General features: G+C 34.6%; 9 protein-coding genes. All 9 read right to left on the reverse strand.

All coding sequences use genetic code 11. The features are described 5' to 3' along the window. Positions 1-300 (reverse strand): glycoside hydrolase family 125 protein (locus OM075_RS07330; protein WP_363321557.1); only part of this gene is annotated, 300 nt, incomplete at its 3' end. Between the two features lie 529 nt (positions 301-829). Beyond that, on the reverse strand, positions 830-4,054 hold the full coding sequence (locus tag OM075_RS07335) for an alpha-mannosidase (RefSeq protein ID WP_301189839.1): 3,225 nt from the start codon (positions 4,052-4,054) through the stop codon (positions 830-832). 43 nt (positions 4,055-4,097) lie between these two features. Continuing rightward, positions 4,098-6,281, reverse strand: coding sequence for a TIM-barrel domain-containing protein (locus OM075_RS07340; protein ID WP_301189840.1), 2,184 nt, complete (start codon positions 6,279-6,281; stop codon positions 4,098-4,100). Positions 6,282-6,516: 235 nt separating this feature from the next. Further along, positions 6,517-9,012, reverse strand: a complete 2,496-nt coding sequence (locus OM075_RS07345) for a glutaminase domain-containing protein (protein WP_301189841.1) — start codon at positions 9,010-9,012, stop codon at positions 6,517-6,519. A 717-nt stretch (positions 9,013-9,729) separates the two neighbouring features. Continuing rightward, positions 9,730-11,160, reverse strand: coding sequence for a SusE domain-containing protein (locus OM075_RS07350; protein WP_301189842.1), 1,431 nt, complete (start codon positions 11,158-11,160; stop codon positions 9,730-9,732). 190 nt (positions 11,161-11,350) lie between these two features. Continuing rightward, a complete protein-coding gene (locus OM075_RS07355) occupies positions 11,351-13,246 on the reverse strand; it encodes a RagB/SusD family nutrient uptake outer membrane protein (RefSeq protein WP_301189843.1) in 1,896 nt (631 codons plus the stop codon). A gap of 106 nt (positions 13,247-13,352) precedes the next feature. Beyond that, a complete protein-coding gene (locus OM075_RS07360; protein ID WP_301189844.1) occupies positions 13,353-16,457 on the reverse strand; it encodes a SusC/RagA family TonB-linked outer membrane protein in 3,105 nt (1,034 codons plus the stop codon). Between the two features lie 51 nt (positions 16,458-16,508). Then, on the reverse strand, positions 16,509-17,522 hold the full coding sequence (locus OM075_RS07365; RefSeq protein ID WP_301189845.1) for a family 43 glycosylhydrolase: 1,014 nt from the start codon (positions 17,520-17,522) through the stop codon (positions 16,509-16,511). A 660-nt stretch (positions 17,523-18,182) separates the two neighbouring features. Continuing rightward, positions 18,183-22,184 carry a hybrid sensor histidine kinase/response regulator transcription factor gene (locus OM075_RS07370; protein ID WP_301189846.1) on the reverse strand — a complete coding sequence of 1,334 codons (4,002 nt, stop codon included), beginning with the start codon at positions 22,182-22,184 and terminating at the stop codon, positions 18,183-18,185. Positions 22,185-22,248: the final 64 nt, after the last annotated feature.

Consider the following 22,248-nt stretch of genomic DNA (forward strand, 5'->3'; position numbering starts at 1 on the left):
ATCTGTTTTTCTATACCGAACCGTAGTATCCAAGGTATTTGGAAAACAATTCTCAAACATCCAGGCAAGCTTTGCATTAGTTAATAACTTTTTAACCCGAATGATTTCCTTATCAATTACTTTAGATACAAATAAACGATCTGCTTTAGCCGGTCTTTGTGATTGAAAAATTTCCTCCTTTACCTTAACCGCTACATTTGTATTATCCACAGGCATAACTATATCATGAGCTTTTAATTCGCCAATTGATATAATTGATAGTATTAGACATGCCTTTAAACCAAAATATTTTTTCTTCATTCTCCTCATTTATTATTTTAAAATCAAAAATGTTCTATCGCAATTTAATTTGTTGAATTCAGTGAATTCTAAATCTTCATTTTGTTGTAATATTATTTAATGATTACCTGAATAATTTTGTTACCCCAAGATTCTTGAGCAAACCTATTTAGAAATTTTGTTTATCACAGTTTAGTTATCTGAATAAATAGTACAGTTTTAGTAAAAACCTACAGGTATACTTTTTTGTCACAAATACAGACTCTATAAATATCTGACCTCATGACTAATAACAACATATTAAAATTATTCAGACTCAATATATACGATACTTTAAAGTGTTTAAATTCGCCAAATTTAGCATTCATACTGACCAAATATCTTGGTTTAATAGTTACTAAAACATTAAGATTCGATACCATATATCTTCACACTAAATTTATTCGAATACCGTATTCTCTAAAGCTAAAAAAGAGGCTGCCCAAATTAATTTGAACAACCTCATGTTAACAAGTAGACTTAATTTATCTATGAAAAAACTAATACGTTCTTATTTTTTGATTACATAAGCTTTATCCTTTTTAAAATCATCATAAATTGGCTGCAAAGGAACTGCATTTTCTGGTTCTCCTTTACTAACTGTTATAGCCATGATTTTAATTTTTGGATTATCAGGCAATTGAATCGACTGAATCCCCTTGGGAAGATCAAGTGCGTATTTATACATATAGCAATACTGGTACGACTTATTTTTTGAAGGATAAGACTGATGACAATGAGAAGCAAACCAGGCAATATTATCTGTTTTTACGTAAGCATCTGAAACATCTGTTACGGTTAATCCATCCTGAGCAAAATTTCTGTTATAATGCTGACCAATATATCCTGTCCAATTTTGAATACTCAGGTTCTCTTCTTTATTTCCTAATTTAAAGGTAGCTTCAGTAACATCATCTGCCGCCGCCAGAATATAAATTTTGTTATAACCTTTAGGTAATGCCAGCTCTTGACCCCTGCAGTTTACAACATTTGCCTTTTGATCTTCGATACTACCCATTTTAAATTTTATACCTTCACTAATAACTGTATCTGTGATAAGCTCTGCTGGAAAAGACCAGCCCCAAGTCATATCTCCATCGTGACGATTATGATCACATGAGATGACATCCTGATTATATGGCAAATCAATCGATTGTTGATATTCTACAGTATTGCCTCTTTCCGATTTTAGCTTAACTGCAAAACTCTTTATGGTATAGTGGCTTAAATCAAATGACAACTCCTTATTATTAAAAGAAGCATCACCTATCTTTGTCTCCTGACCATTAACTTCATAGGCATCTTCAATTTCTGAAGCAAAATTTAAGGAGGCCACTTTATGATCTTTTCCTTTTACTTCTTTAACGCGAACAAGGTAATAATCTGAATCTTCCATCTTTTTTACTGCCATAACACCTACGGCTGGTGATTTTACCGACATCAACGAAAAGGATTTACCCAATTTACCTTTATGCGATGAAGCTTCAAATGCTATTAATGGTTGATTAAAACATTCTCCCTGAATAGCAGAATTGGCTTCTTTCCAATCTTTGGTATGACCATATATGCCATAGCGAAATTGATGACGTCCCCAGTCCTGAGAATTTTGAACTTTATACCAATTATGCGTTTCCGGAGTATACATCAGGGTTAACCTCAATTTATTATCAGCAGGTTTATCCGATCCATACTTACAATCCTCCAAAATAGTAACCCCATATTTACCTGATTGATCTGTTAAATCGAACCATTGTTTAGCAGGAACTTCAAACTGATTTTCTTTATTATTTCCTCTTTCGAGTGTTCCTACTCCCAGGTTATAAGTTGCATTTTCATTGCTAACAGTCAACGGGAATGCGGCTTTTAAACTCACACCTCTGCTTTGCCAGTTAATGTCATTGCTAACTTCAACGCGCTTACCACTTTCTCCTGCAGAAAGACTTACCACTTGGGTAATTTCAGAATTTTGTCCGCTACGTGTAATCTTTAAAGAAACCCTGACAGGGCCATTTTCCATTATGCTTATTTGACAATTATCATCCATAAAATCAATCGGAGGATTGATTCTGTCGTCCCAATCCATATTCCAGGCAGGCCATTCCTTTGGCGATTCATGCTGAAACTCCAGTTTAGCTGGTTCTACCAATAACTCCTTGCCAATGATTTTATCTCTAATACTTAACATATCGCCATTATCGGCAAACAGAATTTTATAATACTCGTTTTCAATGGAACGGGATGCTATTTTTAATTGACCTTGTACATTTTCATATGCTTTAGTGGTGCGAACATCAAACACATTTAAACTCAAAGAAGGAACCTTAGCTAAGAAAATAAAAGTTACATGATTACCTTCTCTTCCAATAATTTGTGTTTCTAATGGCTTTTGATTTCCATCATAAACAACAATATTTTCAGGAACCTCATCAAAGGAAAGCGTTGCAGTTACAATATCTTCGCGTTCATAAGCAACAGAATTATAGACTACAACAGCTTTTCCTTTCGACTGGGTATTCATCTCTCCTACAATTTCGTTTACGCTGTTTTTTAGGACTTCAGAGAATCCATTTGCTGCAATAAACTCATCATTCCAGGCATATTCATAAGCCTTTGGAATACTGGTTCCCGGTAAAATATCATGAAACTGAGAACCTAAAACCAAATCCCATGATTTATTAATTTTCTCCGTTGGATAAGCTGTACCATTAACCATATTTGCTGCCACGGCCAACTGCTCAGCAGATTTGGCCAGCAACTCATTTTTACGGTTGATACGTTTCATATAAGCCTGTGAAGTTAAAGAGCCGGCACTATGCTCTATTAATAGCAAATCTCCTGAATAAACAGGCAGTTTTGATTTTATTTCGGGCGTAATGTCCTTATACATTTGGTCGGATGATGTCAATAATACATCAATCGAACCATCATCATTGTGTAAACTTTCTACTGCATTTTTTACATCGTTTTCACGAGGTGCACCGCCCATATCACCAACTCCATAATACTTGTAATCGAATTGAAAACCATAGTTCTTTTGATTTTCATCAATACGCTTGTTCCAATATTCGCTTTGATCTAACCTTGGCTCAACACGACTGGTATATGATGTGGCATTAAGTGCAGCTATAATTCCTTTTCCATCCGGGCCGTTCCACACACCAACGTTAAAAGGTACACCAACAGCTGATCGCCAGGTTAATTTTTGAGTTGAAAATCCCAACAATCCGCAATGATGCCAGATGGTTGGCAAGTTGGCTAAAAATCCAAAGCAGTCGGGTAACATATAATCAACACTCTCCTTACCAAACTCCTTTTTAAAATACTGATTGCCATACAATACCTGACGAATCAAGGATTCTGACGAAGATACATTTACCTCACCCTCATCAACGGATGAACCCGAAACAAACCATCTTCCTTTTGAAATATATTCTTTTACCTGGGCATACAACTCCGGATAATATTCTTTCATCATTTGATAACGCCTTGAGCCCGTAAAACTAAATACGTACTCCGGGTATTTTTCTAACAGATAAAAATTCTCTGTCATCACATTTTTAATACACTCATCTATGGTAGTTCTATAATCCCAATTCCATTCTGTATCCAGGTGACTATAGGCAACAGTGTATAATTGTTTATCCTTTTTAGGCGCCTTATTAGCCGACGGTGCCTGAGCCAACAGAAGTGTTGGAACAAACATACCGGCCAATAATATTTTTTGAATTTTATTCATGTATTTATTGATTTTGTTTCAAGCTGATTTTAAGGGCTATTCATTAATTACCTTCCATGATCTCTGATATATTTTTAAAGGTATAACTGGTTTTATCTGACCAATCGTTATAAACAATGCTGTTGTCTGTTACAATACCTATTCGGTAAACAGTATTTTTGATTGAATAACTACCTTCTGTTTTTTCAATGGAAATATTTAATCGGTCTTTTTTTGTATTTGCTTTAAAAGTTGTGATTGAATATCCATCTTCTAAATACTGATAGTCATCAAGATCATCGTTGTACATTTGTCCCAAAGCTTTACCTTCCAAATCTGTTGAAATTAAAACAGTAATGGAATCTGTTGAATATTCATCTGTACTTTGAATTATTTTGCTTAAAGGAACAATTGATCCTGGTTTCATTCTTACATCAGGAAGATATTGATCGTTTTTACTGTCTTCTCCGCAAATTGAAATACTTCTCCAATTTCCTTTTGGTAAAGATGGATTATCAGCCCATTTAGGTATTATCAGTAAATCTGACCCAAACAAAAATGCTTCATCCTCATCGCGCAGGCTTTGATCTTCTAAATCGGCAAAAAAGGCAGGTTGCATAATAGGCATTCCTGTTTTTGAACCCACATAATTAGCCGTATATAAATAGGGTAATAAACGGTATCTTCTATGAAGCGATTTTCGGGCTACATTTTCAACTTCCGGACAGAAAGACCAGGGTTCGTGATCAACAGATCCCTTAATGGTGTGTCCTCGGTAAAAAGGATAAAATGTTCCTAAAGCAAACCAATGTGCAAAAAGTTCTGGAGTAGCACTCTCACAAAATCCTCCCACATCAGGACCACTAAATAACTGCCCTGATAAACCAAGGTTTATAGACATTGGAATAGACATTTTTAAATGTTCCCATGATGCCATATTATCTCCGGTCCATGTAGCTGCATATCTATGCCCACCTAAAAAATTAGATCGCGAAAGAACGAAAGGTCTTTTATCCGGATTGGCATCCATAATTCCCTCTCTGGTTCCTTTTATCATGTGCATTCCATACACATTATGATATCGGGCATGCGTATCTTCAGGTACACCTCCTCCAGCTTTGTGTATCATTTCCACGGGCATAGTTCCTTCAGGACCTCCAAAAACCGATGGTTCATTCATATCATTCCATACACCATCAATGCCGGTAGCCATAAAATCTTTGTATAATGAAGCCCACCATTCTCTGGTATCAGGACTTAAAAAATCAGGGAACGCACAAGCTCCCGGCCACACATTACCATGAAACTCTTCACCCGACTTTGTAGTTACAAAATGCTTTCCGTCTGCTCCTTGCTTATACACAAAATAAAAAGACTCTTTTAGGTTTTGATCATGATAAGTTGAATCATAAGCAACACCAGGATCTATCATATAAATGGCTTTAAAACCTTTATCGTGTAAGTAATCATTGAGACCTTTGGGATCAGGGAATTTTACCGGATCAAAAGTAAATACCTTGTATTTGTCCATATAATCAATATCCATCCACATTACGTCACACGGCAAATCTCTGGAACGAAAACCATCCGCTACCTCTTTTACCCTTGAATCAGGTTCATAAGAGAATCTGCACTGATGGTATCCTAACGACCACATTGGAGGTAAAGGCATGTTTCCTGATAATTCTGCTAGTTCCTGTAATACTTCAGCAGGCGTAGTTTTTTCAATTACGATCACTCTAAACTCAGGACCATCAGATTTAACAGTTATGGTTTGATTGGTAGTTATGGTTTGTCTATAGGTATTATCGAATATTAATCCGAAAGAAGTACCATCTTTTCTTACCCCCATCACCCAGGGATGTGATTGATATAATCTTTTTCCATCAAACAACCCGTATGCAGGATTATCACAATTCCAAAGTTCTGTTGTTTGTCCATTTCTTAATAAGGGTCCGGTAACTTCTCCGGTACCATATAAACTCGTTCCATTCTCACATACAATCTTAGCGCAACTTTTACCGTCCTCTTTATAGAATTCAGGAATGACAGACCAATTCTCAGGCAAATCACCCATTTTTGTTGGCTCTTCCAGTAAAATAAACGAAGGAAGATTTTTTATCGAATCAAAATTTGAAGGATAAAACATGGCAACATCCTTATCTATTAGAAAAGATGATTGTGCAAAACCTATAGTCGATATAAAAAGTAACAGCGCCGTTAATAAAGGCATATAAATAAATTTCATGACTTACTCCTATTGAAAATTATTGTAAATATTATTCTGATATATTGGAGGCTATTAATGATGTCAGGCTTAACTTAAATCTGTTATTTGTAGATTTTCCTAAACGCAAATTGATTATTGGTGTGAGTATGATATAAACTCACACCAATAATACCTGATACTAAATCCTAAAACTTAGTCACCACACCTCTGCTTAATTAATAATTAGTTTCTCTTAATTGATTTTTTTTAATGATTACTCTTCCAACATTTTAATAAAATAACCACCTACCACTGATCGCGCCTGAAAAGCAACCTGATTCGCATCAGTTGTTTCATACCAATCTGACATTGGAACCCGATCCTGAGTATGAATAACATAATCATATAGTGGATCTATAAATTGCTCAAAGGTTTCGTTATCTTTTGCCAATGTTGCTGTCCACACAATCCAATCTGATTTTGTATATGTCCTGCGGCTATCCAATGGCAATCCATATTTATTTTGCATCTTCAGATAATAGCTAATTTCTTTTTGAGATACTTCTTCAGGAAAGATGCCCAGATTTAAAATTTTATCCCAAACCAGATTATACTTCTGACTCCATGTTCCCGGTTGATCAAAAGTTAATTTAAAATGATCGCCGTCAGTAGCCATTTCAACCCACTCAGCAGCCATTCCTTTTGCCTCGTTAATATATTGTTCCGAAAGTTCTTTCTCACCTAACATTTCTGCCATTTTACCATAGGAAGCTATTCCCATAATTGCTTTAACCGAAAGATTTGTATTATGAGCAAAATGCCCTGCAAAATCATCTGTACAAAGTTGGTTTTCCGGATCAAGTCCTTTTTCCTGCAGGTATTTAACCCATTGAGTTAATACTTCCCAATGTTCTTTAATATATTCAGCATTTTGATCGGCAGATGCAATGGCAGCAGTAAGTATTAACATATTACCACACTCCTCAACCGGCATATCTCCACCGTAAGTTTGTCCGTTGGCTTTAGGATAAGTACCCACATCATGAGCAGCAAAAGGCTTCGTCCATTTTCCACTTTCAGAATAATAAAAAATTGGATTCAGCATCCCTTTAAGTAATTCAGTATTGTACTTTAAAAACAATGGAGCTGAAGGATAAGTTACATCAACAGTACCAATTGATCCATTACTAAAGTTTTCTTTTGAAAGAAACAAAGTATTACCTTCAGTATCTTTTACCAATTTATGTGCTGAAATAGCCTGTCGGTAAGCCAGCATACAAATCCTGGCATAATTCTCACCTCCTGCTTTTAATGCTTCATTGTATATCTGTTCGTCAAAACAATCACAACGATCCATCACACTTTGATAATCATTATTTGCTGATTTTAAAATCTGATCGAAAGTAACATTTCCACCTTCTGTCCACCATGCTTTAAGATTCTCGCCAAAATATTGTATGGATTCAATATCGTCATATGCAACCATAACATATCCAGACTCAGATTTAGTACCTACACTTTCGAATTGATTGGTATAAATAAGTGCAGGCATTTGTTTCGTCATAACTGTTTGAATATGCTCTTTTTCGGCTGCAACATTGCCATTATCTGTAAAAGACTTTTTAGCATTGTGGAAATCACCAATCGCAATGTTTTGGGGTTTAGAACCAGCTAAATAAAAATAGCCCCAGTCAATACGTAAATCATCACCCTGCTTTTTAAGAATGGGTTGTTCTGTTGTGCCTGCCTTTGCAAAGCTAACTTTTCCGGACGTTCCTTTAGCTACTTCAACTTCCTGGCTCAAATCATTAACAGCCCATTCAGGTGTTGCATCAAAATAAACCTCAACTTTATGTGATTGTCCATCATTGGCATTCACTTTATAATTGATATAATTAACGGGTCTTGACAACAGATTTAAATCATCCATAAGCAAAGGAGATACAAACTCAACATTTAAATCCACCGGACCACAAGTAAAATTATACTTGGTTTGAGTTGCAGTAATCTTCACACTATTTTGTACGGCACAATTTTCAAATACAGGTTTCTGATTGCTCTCTGTATAAATACCAAAATCAAGATAAGCTAAACCTCCTCTGTCCGTACAATGTGCTGCAATCACATTTTCTCCATTTAGATTTAATAATTGCTTATCTATTTTAGTAGTTACATTACTTTTAGCTCTATTACCAGTATTTACGATTTCTGTTCCATTCAGATATAAAACCAAATCATCGTCATGTGAATAAATCAAATAATAATCATAATTATTATTGATCTCATCCATTGTAAATTTTCTTCGTACCCAAATTTCTGGAGAATCCCAAACTGTAGAAGTTTCACCAAAATGTGCAGTACCATAAGCAGCATTTCCGGTATTCCATGACTTGTCATTAAAATTTTGCTTTTCCCACCCCTGCTTTGGTTTCTTGTTTATATATTTTCCTTTCCATGGTTCATATTTAGCACTTGCAACCACAGGCTTTAGTGGTATTTCCTCTTTACCCAGAAAACGATATATTTGACCATCCACACGCATGGCTCCAATTAATGAGAAGTTTCTACCTGTCCAGTGCTTTACCGGCGAGTCGAATAACTGATCAGAAGTTGACCATGCGCTTGTATATGGATCAATTGTAATTAAAGGATAAGCCGGAGCCCGGAATTCCAATCCATGTTCAGTCTTTTGTTTATTTGCACACGAACACAGTACTATACAGGCTAAGAGTACAAGAAAACTTTTCTTTGATAATAATTTTAATATCATTTTTAAGGATTTATTATTTTGTTATCATCCAGATTTTTAATGCTACTTTGGGATATTTAAAATCTGAAAATCAGTTTACTGAGATCTAAACAATGCTTTATCAATTACAACTTTATAACCAGATAGCTCGCTTTGAATGAAGAACATTTGCAACTAGCGATACAACAATAACCAGATTAGAATTTAATAATTTCATAAACAAAGAATTTAGTTAATAATTTTAATAGTATTTGTATACATCCAACTGAACGACACGGAACAACGTAACCATGTTGTTTTAAATGACTTTCGTTAATGAGTCAATTAAAGTTCATGTCATTAATGGATTTTACATATCAAACCTAGCTATAAATCCTACCTGCTTCTGTTTAGTTTTATGAATAAAAAGTTCAGCCAGTTAAAAAACATCAAGTATACTATAATGTCAAATATCCATACTTTCAAAAAAACACAATACAAACCTAACAATCAACATCTTCACTATACATCAACTATATACAAGCAACAAATTTTCGTCTAATGACGTTGAATAAATCTCAACCATAAATCATAGAAAAACATCATATAACAAGTTGAGATATAAAAGATGTAGTGTAATATGTTGTAATTGGTATGCTGAGGACTGTGGTGCATAAAAGAAATCCTCTCACCGCCTAATAGCAAAAAGACGATGAAAGGATTTTATTATTTATTTAAGGAATGTATTGGAATAACATATTACTGCTTAATCAGATTTATCTTCATGGTATTAAGATTCATCTCTAAAGTATAGATACCATTCACAAAATCATCTTGAAGCTTCCATTTTTTATCACCAGAACCATCAGTTGTTACAGCTTGCTCATTTTCATTTAATGGATTAGAATTTGCAATGACTGCAAATAAACCATTTCCCCAATTTGGATCACCAACAAACTTAAAGGCATTTTCTGTTCCTGAGGCATGGTACTCAAATCTACCTGTATAACTAATTACTTCAGGATGATTAATAACATCTCTCTGTACCAGGCTACAATTATTTACAGCTCTACCAGCATCCCAAAGCGCATCTGAAACAGCATCACCAACTACTGCAACAACCCCTGTTGGTGGCACATAAACATCTAAAAAGATTAATGATAGATTATTTACATTTACTGTCATTACATATGTAGCAGTTTTGTTAACCGTAAACATTTCAGCTCCCTCTTCTTGTAATTCCAATGTAGATTCATCGCTTCCTTTAGCATACGCTGGCCATGTTGCATCCTCATTACGTGAAAATCTGAATTGTGTACCTTCTTCAAACTCCTGACGCAAATAATAAGTATCTGAGCCTAACTCAGCTTCGCTCAATGAAATAACTGTTTCATTTCCGTCTTTTGATGCAATAAGGAATAATCGGTTTATTGGAGACATGGTAATTTCAACTGTTAACTCCTTAAGATTAACTGTAATATCATATGCTCCGTATCTGTCTGCCACAAACTTTTCTCCTTGTGCTGTGTTTGAATAAACTATAGAATTTTCTGTATCGCCTTTTAGATAAGCTGGAATACCATCTACAGAATTTCTAACAAACCAAAAATTACAGGTATTCATCTCTCCATTCCAGTTAAAAACATCTTCGCCTACTGCATCCATAGAAATGCTTCGTGTTTGTCCTGCAACTTCAATAGTTAGATATAATTTATTGGAAGAGTCATAACCTATAATATTAAACTGCGTTTTAGATACCTCAGGCTTTATGTATTGAGGGGCATCTTCTGCTACAGCTAACACTTCAGCTTCTACAGTTGCCTCCTCTCCAGGAAGTACGCCCCATGAGTTTAAAATGTTATTTAACTCACGAACATTTAAAGTAATAGAAGAAGCATCTTTACCAACACGAATTAATTCGCTTTGTAAGGCATTCATTTCTGCATGGTATAATCTGAAATAATAAACCAATTCAGTATCAATATCACGATCAGCTGCTTTATTCCATGTAAAAGTGATAGCATCCTGGGTTTCATTTACTTTTTCTAATACCACACGCTCCTGTGATGCTGCCAAATTCATTTGATCTTCAGGAGTATTGAGTGTATAATACTCAGCATCTTCATTACAACTTACTATGGTTAATAACAGAAGTAGTAATGGATATATTTGTTTTAAGATCTTTTTCATATGATAATAATTTATTTTCATTGGCCATATGGAACTCACAAATAAATTTAATCATCCACTAGTGTGTGAATTTGGACAATCAAATTTACATGTTTGTTTCATATGTTTAAGTTTTAATTTTTACCTCTCTTTTAACGACCATAATTTTTATATCATGGTCGTTTCAATACTTGATAAATTTAAAGTCTGATTATTCCCAAAACGGAGCCTGGGTCAAATTCGGGTTTTTATTAATTTCATCGATGTAGATTGGGAACCAATAATATGCATTTTTCCATACTCGGGTTTGAAATACTGTACGGTTGAAAAATTCACTTGTATTAGTACCGCTAAAGTCCATTCCATAACAAGCTCCGGATACTTCAGTCAACTGATCAGCAATTTTCCAGCGACGGATATCATCCCATCGTGTACCTTCTGCACAAAGCTCTACTCTACGCTCTCTTCTGATGATATCACGCATCGCATCCTGATTATCTGCAACTGTAATAAAATTAGGATCATTAAGAGATACGGCATCCAGTGTATATTTTCTTACTCCTGCACGCTCTCTGATCATATTAAGATAAACCAATGCATCCTCTCTGGCTGATCTTGTATCATAAGCCTCATTTACAGCTTCACAGTAATCAAGGTATGATGAAGCCAAACGGTAAAGAAATACCTGTCGCCATTTCCAGCTTCCTGTTTTTGGACTATCTGTTGGATAAATTTTCTTACGTACCAAATATCCGTTTTGAGGTGCATCGTGAGTATAATTATTATCTAAACCATTTCTTAAGAAATCGTACTTTCTGTTTGCCAATGGATACCACCCTCCATGAAAACTCACAGCTGTATAAAAACGAGGCTCACGATGACAATACATATTATAAGTACCTGAAAATGTTACTTCTCCTTCTACACCAGTTCCACCTTTCCAGGCAGTATTACGCACCTCTTTTGAATCTGAGAATCCATTTTCAACATAATTACTTTCCGGATCATCAATTGGCAATCCATTTTCAGTAAAGAAAGCGTCCACTAAACCTTGATAAACACCTAATCCACCGCCACCTCCAAACTCTGGAGTAATCGCTTTACTTGAGTAATACTTGAAATTATCGTCATCATGTATTCTTGAGTATGGAAATAAAATTTCTTTGTTTCCTTCCTGAAAACCAGTCCACCACATACTTTCTAGTGATGTAAACGGGTCTATTGTACCATCATCGTTATAAACTTTGTATAATTGATAACCTGAAGCTTCTGCAAGATCCAATAATAATTTGCATGCCTCAGCAGCTTTTACCCATTTTTGAGGATCGTAAGTTGTATTAAACAACTCCTGATCTTTATCATTGGTATGACCCACATACCAGTCGTTTCCATTTACTAAGGGACTCGCGGCAAACAGTAACATTTTAGCCCTGATCGTTAAACACATTACTGATGTTACTCGTCCATATTTTTCAATATTTTGATATGATGCAGGCAATAATTTAGAGGCCTCTAACATTTCATTGTCCAAATACGCTATGATTTCATCAAATGGAGTTTGGCCCACCATTAGGTCTGATAACTCAAAATCTGAGGGTACAATATAATCTGGCTGAAATGGTATTGGTCCATAGGTTTTAACCATTAACCAATAATAATAGGCCACTAAAAACCGGCACTCTGCTTTCATATTATCAACCTCAGACTGAGGTAAGTCAGAATCTGGTAAAGCTTTAACCCTTTCCATGAAAATATAGGCCTGACGAATATTTTGAGGCATACGATTCCAGTAACTACCATCCCACGATGTATTAGGAGTCCATTCTCCAAAAATTTTAGGTAGATTTTTCCAGTCCCATTGCTGCCATCTGCTAGATGCGGTAAGGTCATCTCCAAAAATTTCCCAACCATGTCTGTTAAGCCAGTCTATACCAGGATTAGGAATTCCGGAATAAACACCGGCAAGCCATGCTTCAACTTTGGTTTTATTTTGAAAAACCATATCAATATCCAACTCGGTATCCGGTTCTTTTTCAAGATAATCTGAACACGAGGTAATAAACAGTAAGCTAAAAATGATAGCTATTATATAAAATGTATTTTTCATTATTTTAAGTTTATAATCCATTAACAACATTAAACTTACCAGAGAGACATCTATGCTCAGCAAAAAATCATTCTCTGGTTTCGTATCTTTTACTTTACTATTAATGTTAAAAATTGATTGTTGCACCAAGCATTATTGATCGCATACTTGGATATTTAGAACCAACGCCTGTATCTAATTCCGGATCCCAAAGTTTAAACTTGGAGAAATAAAACAGATTGTTTCCACTTACATATAAACGGGCATTAGCCAATCCAGCTTTGCTTGTTAAACTTTTAGGAATTGTATACCCCAGCTCAATTACTTTACATCTTAAGAAACTCATGTCTTTTTTCCACCATGTTGAAGATCTGTAATTGTGTCTGTTTGGAGCTTCTGAAAGACGTGGCCAAAATACATTTTGTGAAGGATTATCCTCAGTCCATCGATCATTATAGTTTGAAAACACATTACCTAATAAGCCTTGCCCACTACCCGGTAGAAAATCTGTTGTTCCTCCAATAACACGATACGTATCTCCTATTCCCTGGAAAAAGAAATTTAAATCCCAGTTTTTATAGTTGATATTACCTCCAAAACCATAAACCATTCTTGGATCAACTGTTCCTCCAATAAATCCTTCATCTTCCTCAGTAACCATACCATCCTCATTCCTGTCTACATATTTAATATCCCCTGGTCGTATATTTGAAGAACCCACATTGTGTGCCGGAATACCCTCGATTAAGTTTCCTTCAGCATCAAAATCCTCTGCTGTAAATAAACGATCCGCAATAAGTCCCCAATGCGTATTCATAGACAAACCTGTAATACTACGGTAAGTTCCTTTTACTGATTCTGGTTCATCTTTTTCTAACACTGTATTTTTAGCGTAGGTAAATGTAGAACGTAAACCAATCTGTAACTTATCATTTAGTTTTTTATTATAGGTTAATGAAAACTCAAAACCTTCATTTTTTACTTTTCCAAAATTAGCCCATGGATTGTTTATAATACCTGATTGACTTGGAATTAACCAACGTTGCATAAAAATATCCTTACGCTCTTCTTTAAATAAATCGGCATGAATATCTAATGAATTCCATAAACCAATTTCTAATCCCACATTATATTTTAGGGCAGTTTCCCATTTCAAATCAGGAACACCAGTTTCACCTTCTTTAATAACTTTACGTTCTATTTGACCGGTATCACCCCAGTTATAGGCATAATCCTTCGTATCAATCGTTGTCATATAGGCAAAGCGACGTCCACCAATATCATCATTACCAGCCTTACCTACAGAAGCTCTTAGCTTTAATTTGTTTATACTATTGATGCTATTTTTTATGAACGACTCTTCTGAAATTAACCATCCGATTGCTGCAGAAGGAAAGAATCCGAAACGTTTTCCTTTTTCAAAATTTTCGGATCCATTATATCCAAAGTTAACTTCTGCAATATAACGGCTATCGTACATGTACGATAATCGACCAGCTATACCTTGTTTACGAAAGGGTTGATAACTACCATCGTCATAACTCTGTTGGTTATACAAGAATAAAACATCTACATCATGAACTCCGTTGAAAAGACGATTGTAGGTAGTTGAAGCCTCAAAATACACTCTTTTATTTCCGTATTCCGCTTCTTTTTTATGACCTAATGATTCATCTCCATACGATAGAATTGTATGTTGTAAATTGCCTTCAATATCTCTACCACTGGCAACATTGTAATAGGTAGGATTCATTCCTCTGATTACCTTTGCTTCACCATAAGAGTCGAATGAGAAGGTAACCTTGGCTTTAAGACCTTCTGTGATCATTTTTAGACTTTGTTCCACTGAAAATAACGACTGAATTTGTGATTTCGTTATGTTCTGATATCCCTTTTGTGTTGCCATAGCCCATGGATTCAATCGATTAGGAATCACAGGGATGGTTCCATCAGAATAACGAGCAGGATAAGCAAAAGGACTGGTAGTAAAAGCTGCATTAAAGGTATCATCAGTACTGGAGTTTTGTCCTCTTCTCTGTTGCAAATAGCCACCAATGTTCATTCGTAAAGTTGTTGTTTTAGTAACATCAATATCCACATTGGCTCTCATATTATATCTGTCCAGGTTAATCCCTGTATCATAAGGCAAGGTATGATCTGTTTCTAAAATACCTTTCTCGCCAAAGTATACACCAACCAGTGAGTAACGTAAAAAATCCGACCCTCCACTTACTGATAAATTAGCACGGGTAGAGTACGCATAATCTTTTGTAATTGCATCAAGCCAATCTACATCCGGATATAAATCTTTATCATAACCTGTTCGTGTTCTGTAAATTTCATCCTGAGTATATGGTAATTGCGATTTATTTTCTTTTAACTCGTTTAAAAGTTCCATATAATCAGCTGCACCAATGTATTCTGGTAACTTGGTTGGCTGAGAAATGGATTGCTCCACTCTGATATCAACGGTTGGCTTACCAATCTGTCCACGCTTTGTATTAATGATTATCACACCATTGGCACCACGAACACCATACATCGCACTGGCTGATGCATCTTTCAGTACAGAAAACGACTCAATCTCTGCAGGATCAATATTATTTAAATCGCGCTCAATACCATCAATCAATACTAATGGATTTTGATTTCCTGAGAAACTTGAAATACCCCTGATCCAAAAGTTAGAATTGTCGTAACCTGGTTCTCCAGAACGCTGAACGGCAATAACACCAGCAATTTGACCTGCTAAATTATTTGACAATGATCTGCTTGAACCAACCTGAATATCCTGAGGTTTAACAGATTCTATGGACCCAATCACAGATGCTTTTTTCTGACTACCATATCCTGTTACTACTACTTCATCCAGGTTTGTTATTTCTTCTTCAAGTATAATATTGAAGTTAATATTATTCCCTACTGCAATTTCTTTGGCTTTGAATCCAATATAATTAATCTCAAGTACAGATTCTTTATCTGGTACATCAAGGTAAAAATTACCATTTACATCAGTTGTTGTTGCATTATTTGCATTAAGTTCAGCTCCTTTTATTCGTATCATTACTCCAATTAAAGGAGTACGTTCAGAATCCATTATGGTACCATTAATACGAATCTTTTCTTGCTGTATAAGTGTATGCTCATTGGTTACAATTGATTTATATTCTGCATTAATATTTAATGTGGAATATAATATGCAACCTAATAAAAGTGTTTTTTTTAAATTCATAAAATTAAATTATGGGATTAACATAAATTTTAAATCGATAAAGATTGTACTCTATTCAAAATATGGTAATTCAGAGGTTAAAGTAGGACTACCATCACCAACAATTGGCCATCCGTCGTACCAGTTTACCTGATCTAACAGTAAAACTCTTCCGTTGGGATTTTCAACATCTATTCCATGATAAAGGATCCATTCCACACCTTTATCATCTGTAATAATTTCGGAGCAATGGCCATTACCAACAAACCTGTCGTTTGAATCAAGAATAATTTCATAGCCATTATTTTTCATATCCTTTCCTGCTCTGTCAACATAGGGCCCAAATAACGATTCTGAGCGACCTACAACTAACTTGTAAGTACTGTTTACTCCATCGCAACAAGTTCCCACAGAAGCAAACAAGTAATAATAACCGTCTTTTTTATAGATATAAGTTGCTTCGAATGCATTACCTGCAATAAATTGTTTTTCAGCGCCATATTTAATATTTAAACCATCATCAGTCAGTTCAATAGCATAAAGACCAAAAAAGCTACCCCAGAAAACATAGTTTTTACCTTCATCATTAATATAGAAAGGATCTATTGAGTTATGTACTCCTATTTCATCACTTCTGAATAGTTTTCCATTATCATGAAATGGACCTTCCGGACGGGCTGCAGTTGCTGTTCCTATGCCACAAGTATTACCTCCGCCCCAAACAGACATGGAATAATACATGACATACTGATCGTTAATATAATTGATGTCCGGTGCCCACAAACCACCATTAGGCTCAAACGTAGGACGCGTTTCCTCACTAAAGGCAGTTCCTACAAATTGCCATGACACAAGATCTTTTGACTTACATATTGGAGTATGTCTTGTATCTTCTGTTGCATAAACATAAAAATAACCATCTCTGCCTTTAATAACTGACGGATCAGGCATACTTAAAGAATACACTGGATTTGAGTAAGTGGTTTCCTCGATTCTATCATCTGTTACATCTGTTCCATCCTTACTTTCAGAACAGCTACTAAACAGCAGACAGATAATAAATGAGAATAAAAAGTTTTTTTTCATTGGTTTATTTTTTTTCATTAGTTCTATGAAACTCACCAGAACATGATCTCAGGATTCGTTTCACATTACAATAGATTCATAACAGCTTAAATAATTTTCCATTTTCCAAATTTGATTATGTGCACTGATTACATATTATCTGTAAGTACACACTATCTATTCTTCTTTTTTGCGACCTAATCAAAAGGTTGACTCATTTTTACAACATCATATTTTGCTTCCCCTGATTACTCCTTTACAAAAAATTACTAATTGTGTATTACCATTCCAATTACGCTTTAATTATTAAGTTGAACTTTCTTTGATGCATCGTTTACATGGGCAAATATAGAGAGGTCATATATTACAAAAAGCTGCTTTTCTGTCAATTTGATGTAATATTTTTTCAAATATTAACATTTGATAATATTTTACAACTTCTGGATTAAAAAATTGCAAAAACACCAGTGTTTACATACCTACCAGATGATTCACATTCCTTTACAAATGGTAAAAACAAGCATATTTATCTAGCAAAAAAGCATAAAACATTACATATTTCACCTGATAGGAATTTACTTGTATTACAATTTGAAACATGGTATAAAATGATCTTTTATTAGCGAGAGAAGATATCGACTTACTATATTTTAATGTCAACAACAAAAATTCTTTTGGAGGTTATTTATTCCAGTTCTTAGGAGACACGCCAAATTGTTTTTTGAATACTTTTGAAAAATAAGATGGTGAATTAAAGCCTACTAAGAAACATATTTCATTTACCTTATAACCTTCCTGTAAAAACTCCACAGCCTTTTTTAACTTAACCAGTAGAATAAAATCATTAGGTGTTAACTCTGAAACTCCCTTTATTTTGCGGTGTAAGCTGGATCTACTCATATTTAGTTCACTGGCAAGCATATCCACACTAAACTGAGTATCGGCAATATTTTTATCGATAGCCTCGGTTACATTCTTTAAAAAATCTTCATCGGCCTTAGTTGGAGCAATACTCTTCACTTTTGTTAACGGAGAGTTTGCAAAAGCTTCTTTAATTTTATTCCTATTGGTCAATAGGTTAGATATTTGTGCAAATACATGCTCCATCGAAAATGGTTTTTCAACATAAGCATCAGCCCCGGCATCCAGTCCTTCAATTTTAGATTGCAAAGTAGTTTTTGCTGTTAAAAGAATAATTGGAATATGACTGTAATTTAAGTTGGATTTCAATTCTTTACACAGTTGAAATCCATCCATCTGCGGCATTACAACATCAGAAATAACCAAATCAACATGTTCGTTATTAAGCATTTTAATAGCTTCTTCACCATTCGAAGCTTCAAAAATTTTATAGTGCTTCATTAATTGGTTTACAACAAACATTCTTAGTTCTGAATCATCCTCAACAATAAGAATGGAATACTTTATTCCTTCAGGTAATTCGTTTTTCTCCTGAGGCAATTCTTCAATGGTATTCGTTTCCAGTTTAATGGTTGTTGACTGACTAATAGGCAAGCTCAGTTTAAAACTATTATATTCCGTATCTGATGACAGGTAAGTAAGTTTACCTCCATGCAATTCAGCCAAAGATCGTGACAAGGGCAGTCCCAAACCTGTACCTACAACTACTTGGCTGGCTTCGTTATCATGTACTTGATAAAATGGCTCAAAAATCTTTTCCTGAACGTGCTTTTTGATTTTTGTACCATCACTAGTGATTATAAAGTGAATGAATTCCTCATCGGCTTGAGTAACTAACTTAATATGTGCATGCGCATACTTAAGTGCATTTGAAAACAGATTACTTAAAATCTTAGTTAATGCTTCCTTGTCCACATCGGCATAAAAATTATCTGAAAACAAATCCACTTCAAACTTTAAGTTTTGCTTCACTGCAGTAGCATTAAATCTTAGATAAATATCGTTAACCAGCTGAGGAATATTTGTGGATATAAAATTAAGCTGAAATCCTTTTTCTTCCGTTTTTCTAAAGTCTAGCAACTGATTACTTAAATCCAATAAACGATTGGTATTTCTATTGATAACATTCAAATTATCTTCTCTTTCTTCTTCACCCACTTTTGAATTTAATATATAATCCAAAGGTCCCTTAATTAAACTTAATGGGGTTCTGATTTCATGGGCTATATTTGTAAAAAAGGCAATTTTAGCATCGTAAATTTCTTTGGCCTTTTCATTTTCAAAAATCTCCTGCCTGTGCTGATTCCTTTTTTGTTGCCTTCTTCGATATGAAATAAATAAAAAGACCAAGCTACTTACAACCACAATAAAATAGATAATGTATGCTAAAACAGTTTTATAATATGGAGGAGTTATAACAAGTGCAATAGTTGCTGTTTTATCACTCCAAATACCGTTGTTATTGGTTGCTTTTACTTTAAAGGTATACTTTCCCGGAGGAATATTGGAATACCTGGCTTGTTGCGCATTTTTTAAATAAATCCAATCCTGATCAAATCCCTCAAGCATATAGGCATATTGATTTTTTTCAGGAGCCACATAACTCAGCGCTGCAAAACGAAATCCAAAGGTAGACTGATCGTGTTTTAATTCAATATTGTCTGTTAGCTCTATGGCTTCTTTCAATGGAGAATTTTCCTCTCCGCAATGCACAATCTTATTAAACAATTCAAAATCGGTAACATAAACCGAGGGTGAATTTTCATTTGGTATAAATGATAAGGGATTAAATGAAATAAAACCTTCTAATCCACCGAAATAAATATTCCCGCTATCATCCTTAATACCTGATTTATAATTAAACTGATTACTGATTAATCCATCACTTTGAGTATACTGCTTGATGGAGTAATCATTCAGATTCATACATACAAGACCCTGATTTGTAGTAAACCACAAATTGGAGTGTAAATCTTCAACAATTTTATAAACCACATTATTAGGAAGGCCCTCATGAGTTGTAAAGGCAGTAAAATTATTTTCTTCAGGATTATACCTGCACAATCCACCACCTTCTGTAGTAACCCATAAAGTCATTCTGCTGTCTTCAAATAATGATATTATTTTATTATGAGCAATACTTGTTGAATCCGTTGGATTATTCTTAAAATCAATCCATTTATCGCTATGCGGATTAAACTGATACAATCCTCTACCTAAAGATCCCACCCATAAAGCACCATTTTTTGTTTGCAAAATATCATTGACAAAAATATTACCCAACTCTGTAACTCTTGTAAAATCATCAGTTTCTTGATTATAATAACACAAACCATAAAGTGTTCCAACCCAGATTCTTCCTGAATGATCTTTATAAATGGAAAATATACTGTTATCGCTGAGTGAATTTTCATCACCTGTTTTCGCATAATGTCTGATCACTTTTTTAGTTTTCAGATCCATGATATCAATACCATGATTATAGGTTCCAATCCACAGGTAATCACCATCAACCAGTAAACCATGAATATTATTGGTTGAAATACTACCACCTTGTCCATTAGGTAGAAAGTTTTTAAAAGTATTATTTTGAGGATTGTACCTGCTTAAACCACCATCCTCGGTACCAATCCATAAAAATCCATCACCATCTTTTTGAAATTCTCTTACTCTTCGGCCAATTAAAGTATTGGTATAATTATCCTCTATCGGATAAAATTTATTAAAGGCTGTATATTGATGTGGATAGTAATTCACTCCACCAAAATAGGTTCCTACCCATATTCCGCCTTCCCGATCTTTATAAACAGAATAAACGGCATTATCAGAAAGTGAATAAGGATCTAAATAACTGTGCCTAAGAAAAGAAATGCTCTTTTTTGAAACATCATAAGTGCAGATTCCGCTTCCGGTACCAAACCATATTTCATTATCTGACCTGCGCACCACGTCCCTCACAAATATTGAACTAAAATTCAGCGTAGGAGAAAATGACCTGATTTCGTTATTCACCTGATTCAATATCTTTACGCCACTATTGGCTGTTGTTATTAACAGATTATTATAATCATCCTGAAATATCTTGTATATATCATCCATATCATTATCTGAATGATCATGTGAGATGAAATTTACTTTTTCAAATTTGTTAGTCTCTTTATTAAAATAATTGAGTCCACCCCCATGTGTACCAATCCATACTTTATTTTTAGTATCAATATGAATACACCAGGCATTAACGATTGTATTTAGTTCATAAAATACCAATTCGTTTAATTTGGGATCATACGAAAAAACACCTTGCCAATCCACAGCAAACCAATACACACCATCGGAGTCCTGTTTTATATCATTAACTTCTTTTTCTATTTTTATTCCATCCTTAGTAGCTACATCAAAATATTCAAACCGATCCATCTTTGGAGAATAGATATAAGCCCCGTTATCCGTGCCAACCCAAATATTTTCGCTATTATCCTGAAATATTGAACGAATACAATTGTTACCAATACTATACGGATCTTTTTTATCATTCCTGTAGTTCCTGAACTGTGATCCATCAAATCTGGAAAGCCCATCTTTGGTACCAAACCACATAAACCCTTGTTTATCCTGAAGTATACAATAAACAGTATTCTGCGCTAATCCTGATTCAACTCCATATTTAATAAACGTAGGCTTATTTTCACTTAACAAAATATTGTTGTGAACAAATGTAATTAGAATTACACTCAGGTAAAAAAGGATTTTATTGTTCATCATTAAACACGATAATATTTAATTTAACTATAATAATTACGCGCTTATTCCTGCTATTATTCTCTCA

Origin of the sequence: Plebeiibacterium sediminum (assembly GCF_026013605.1) — a bacterium.
In the GTDB taxonomy this organism is placed as follows: Bacteria; Bacteroidota; Bacteroidia; order Bacteroidales; family Marinilabiliaceae; genus Saccharicrinis; species Saccharicrinis sediminus.

What these genes read in the sequence shown, in the direction of transcription:
- OM075_RS07355 (WP_301189843.1), bottom strand. Translation starts at nt 13,246, where the DNA reads ATGAAAAATACATTTTATATAATAGCTATCATTTTTAGCTTACTGTTT.
- OM075_RS07345 (WP_301189841.1), bottom strand. Translation starts at nt 9,012, where the DNA reads ATGATATTAAAATTATTATCAAAGAAAAGTTTTCTTGTACTCTTAGCC.
- OM075_RS07340 (WP_301189840.1), bottom strand. Translation starts at nt 6,281, where the DNA reads ATGAAATTTATTTATATGCCTTTATTAACGGCGCTGTTACTTTTTATA.
- OM075_RS07365 (WP_301189845.1), bottom strand. Translation starts at nt 17,522, where the DNA reads ATGAAAAAAAACTTTTTATTCTCATTTATTATCTGTCTGCTGTTTAGT.
- OM075_RS07335 (WP_301189839.1), bottom strand. Translation starts at nt 4,054, where the DNA reads ATGAATAAAATTCAAAAAATATTATTGGCCGGTATGTTTGTTCCAACA.
- OM075_RS07350 (WP_301189842.1), bottom strand. Translation starts at nt 11,160, where the DNA reads ATGAAAAAGATCTTAAAACAAATATATCCATTACTACTTCTGTTATTA.
- OM075_RS07370 (WP_301189846.1), bottom strand. Translation starts at nt 22,184, where the DNA reads ATGATGAACAATAAAATCCTTTTTTACCTGAGTGTAATTCTAATTACA.
- OM075_RS07360 (WP_301189844.1), bottom strand. Translation starts at nt 16,457, where the DNA reads ATGAATTTAAAAAAAACACTTTTATTAGGTTGCATATTATATTCCACA.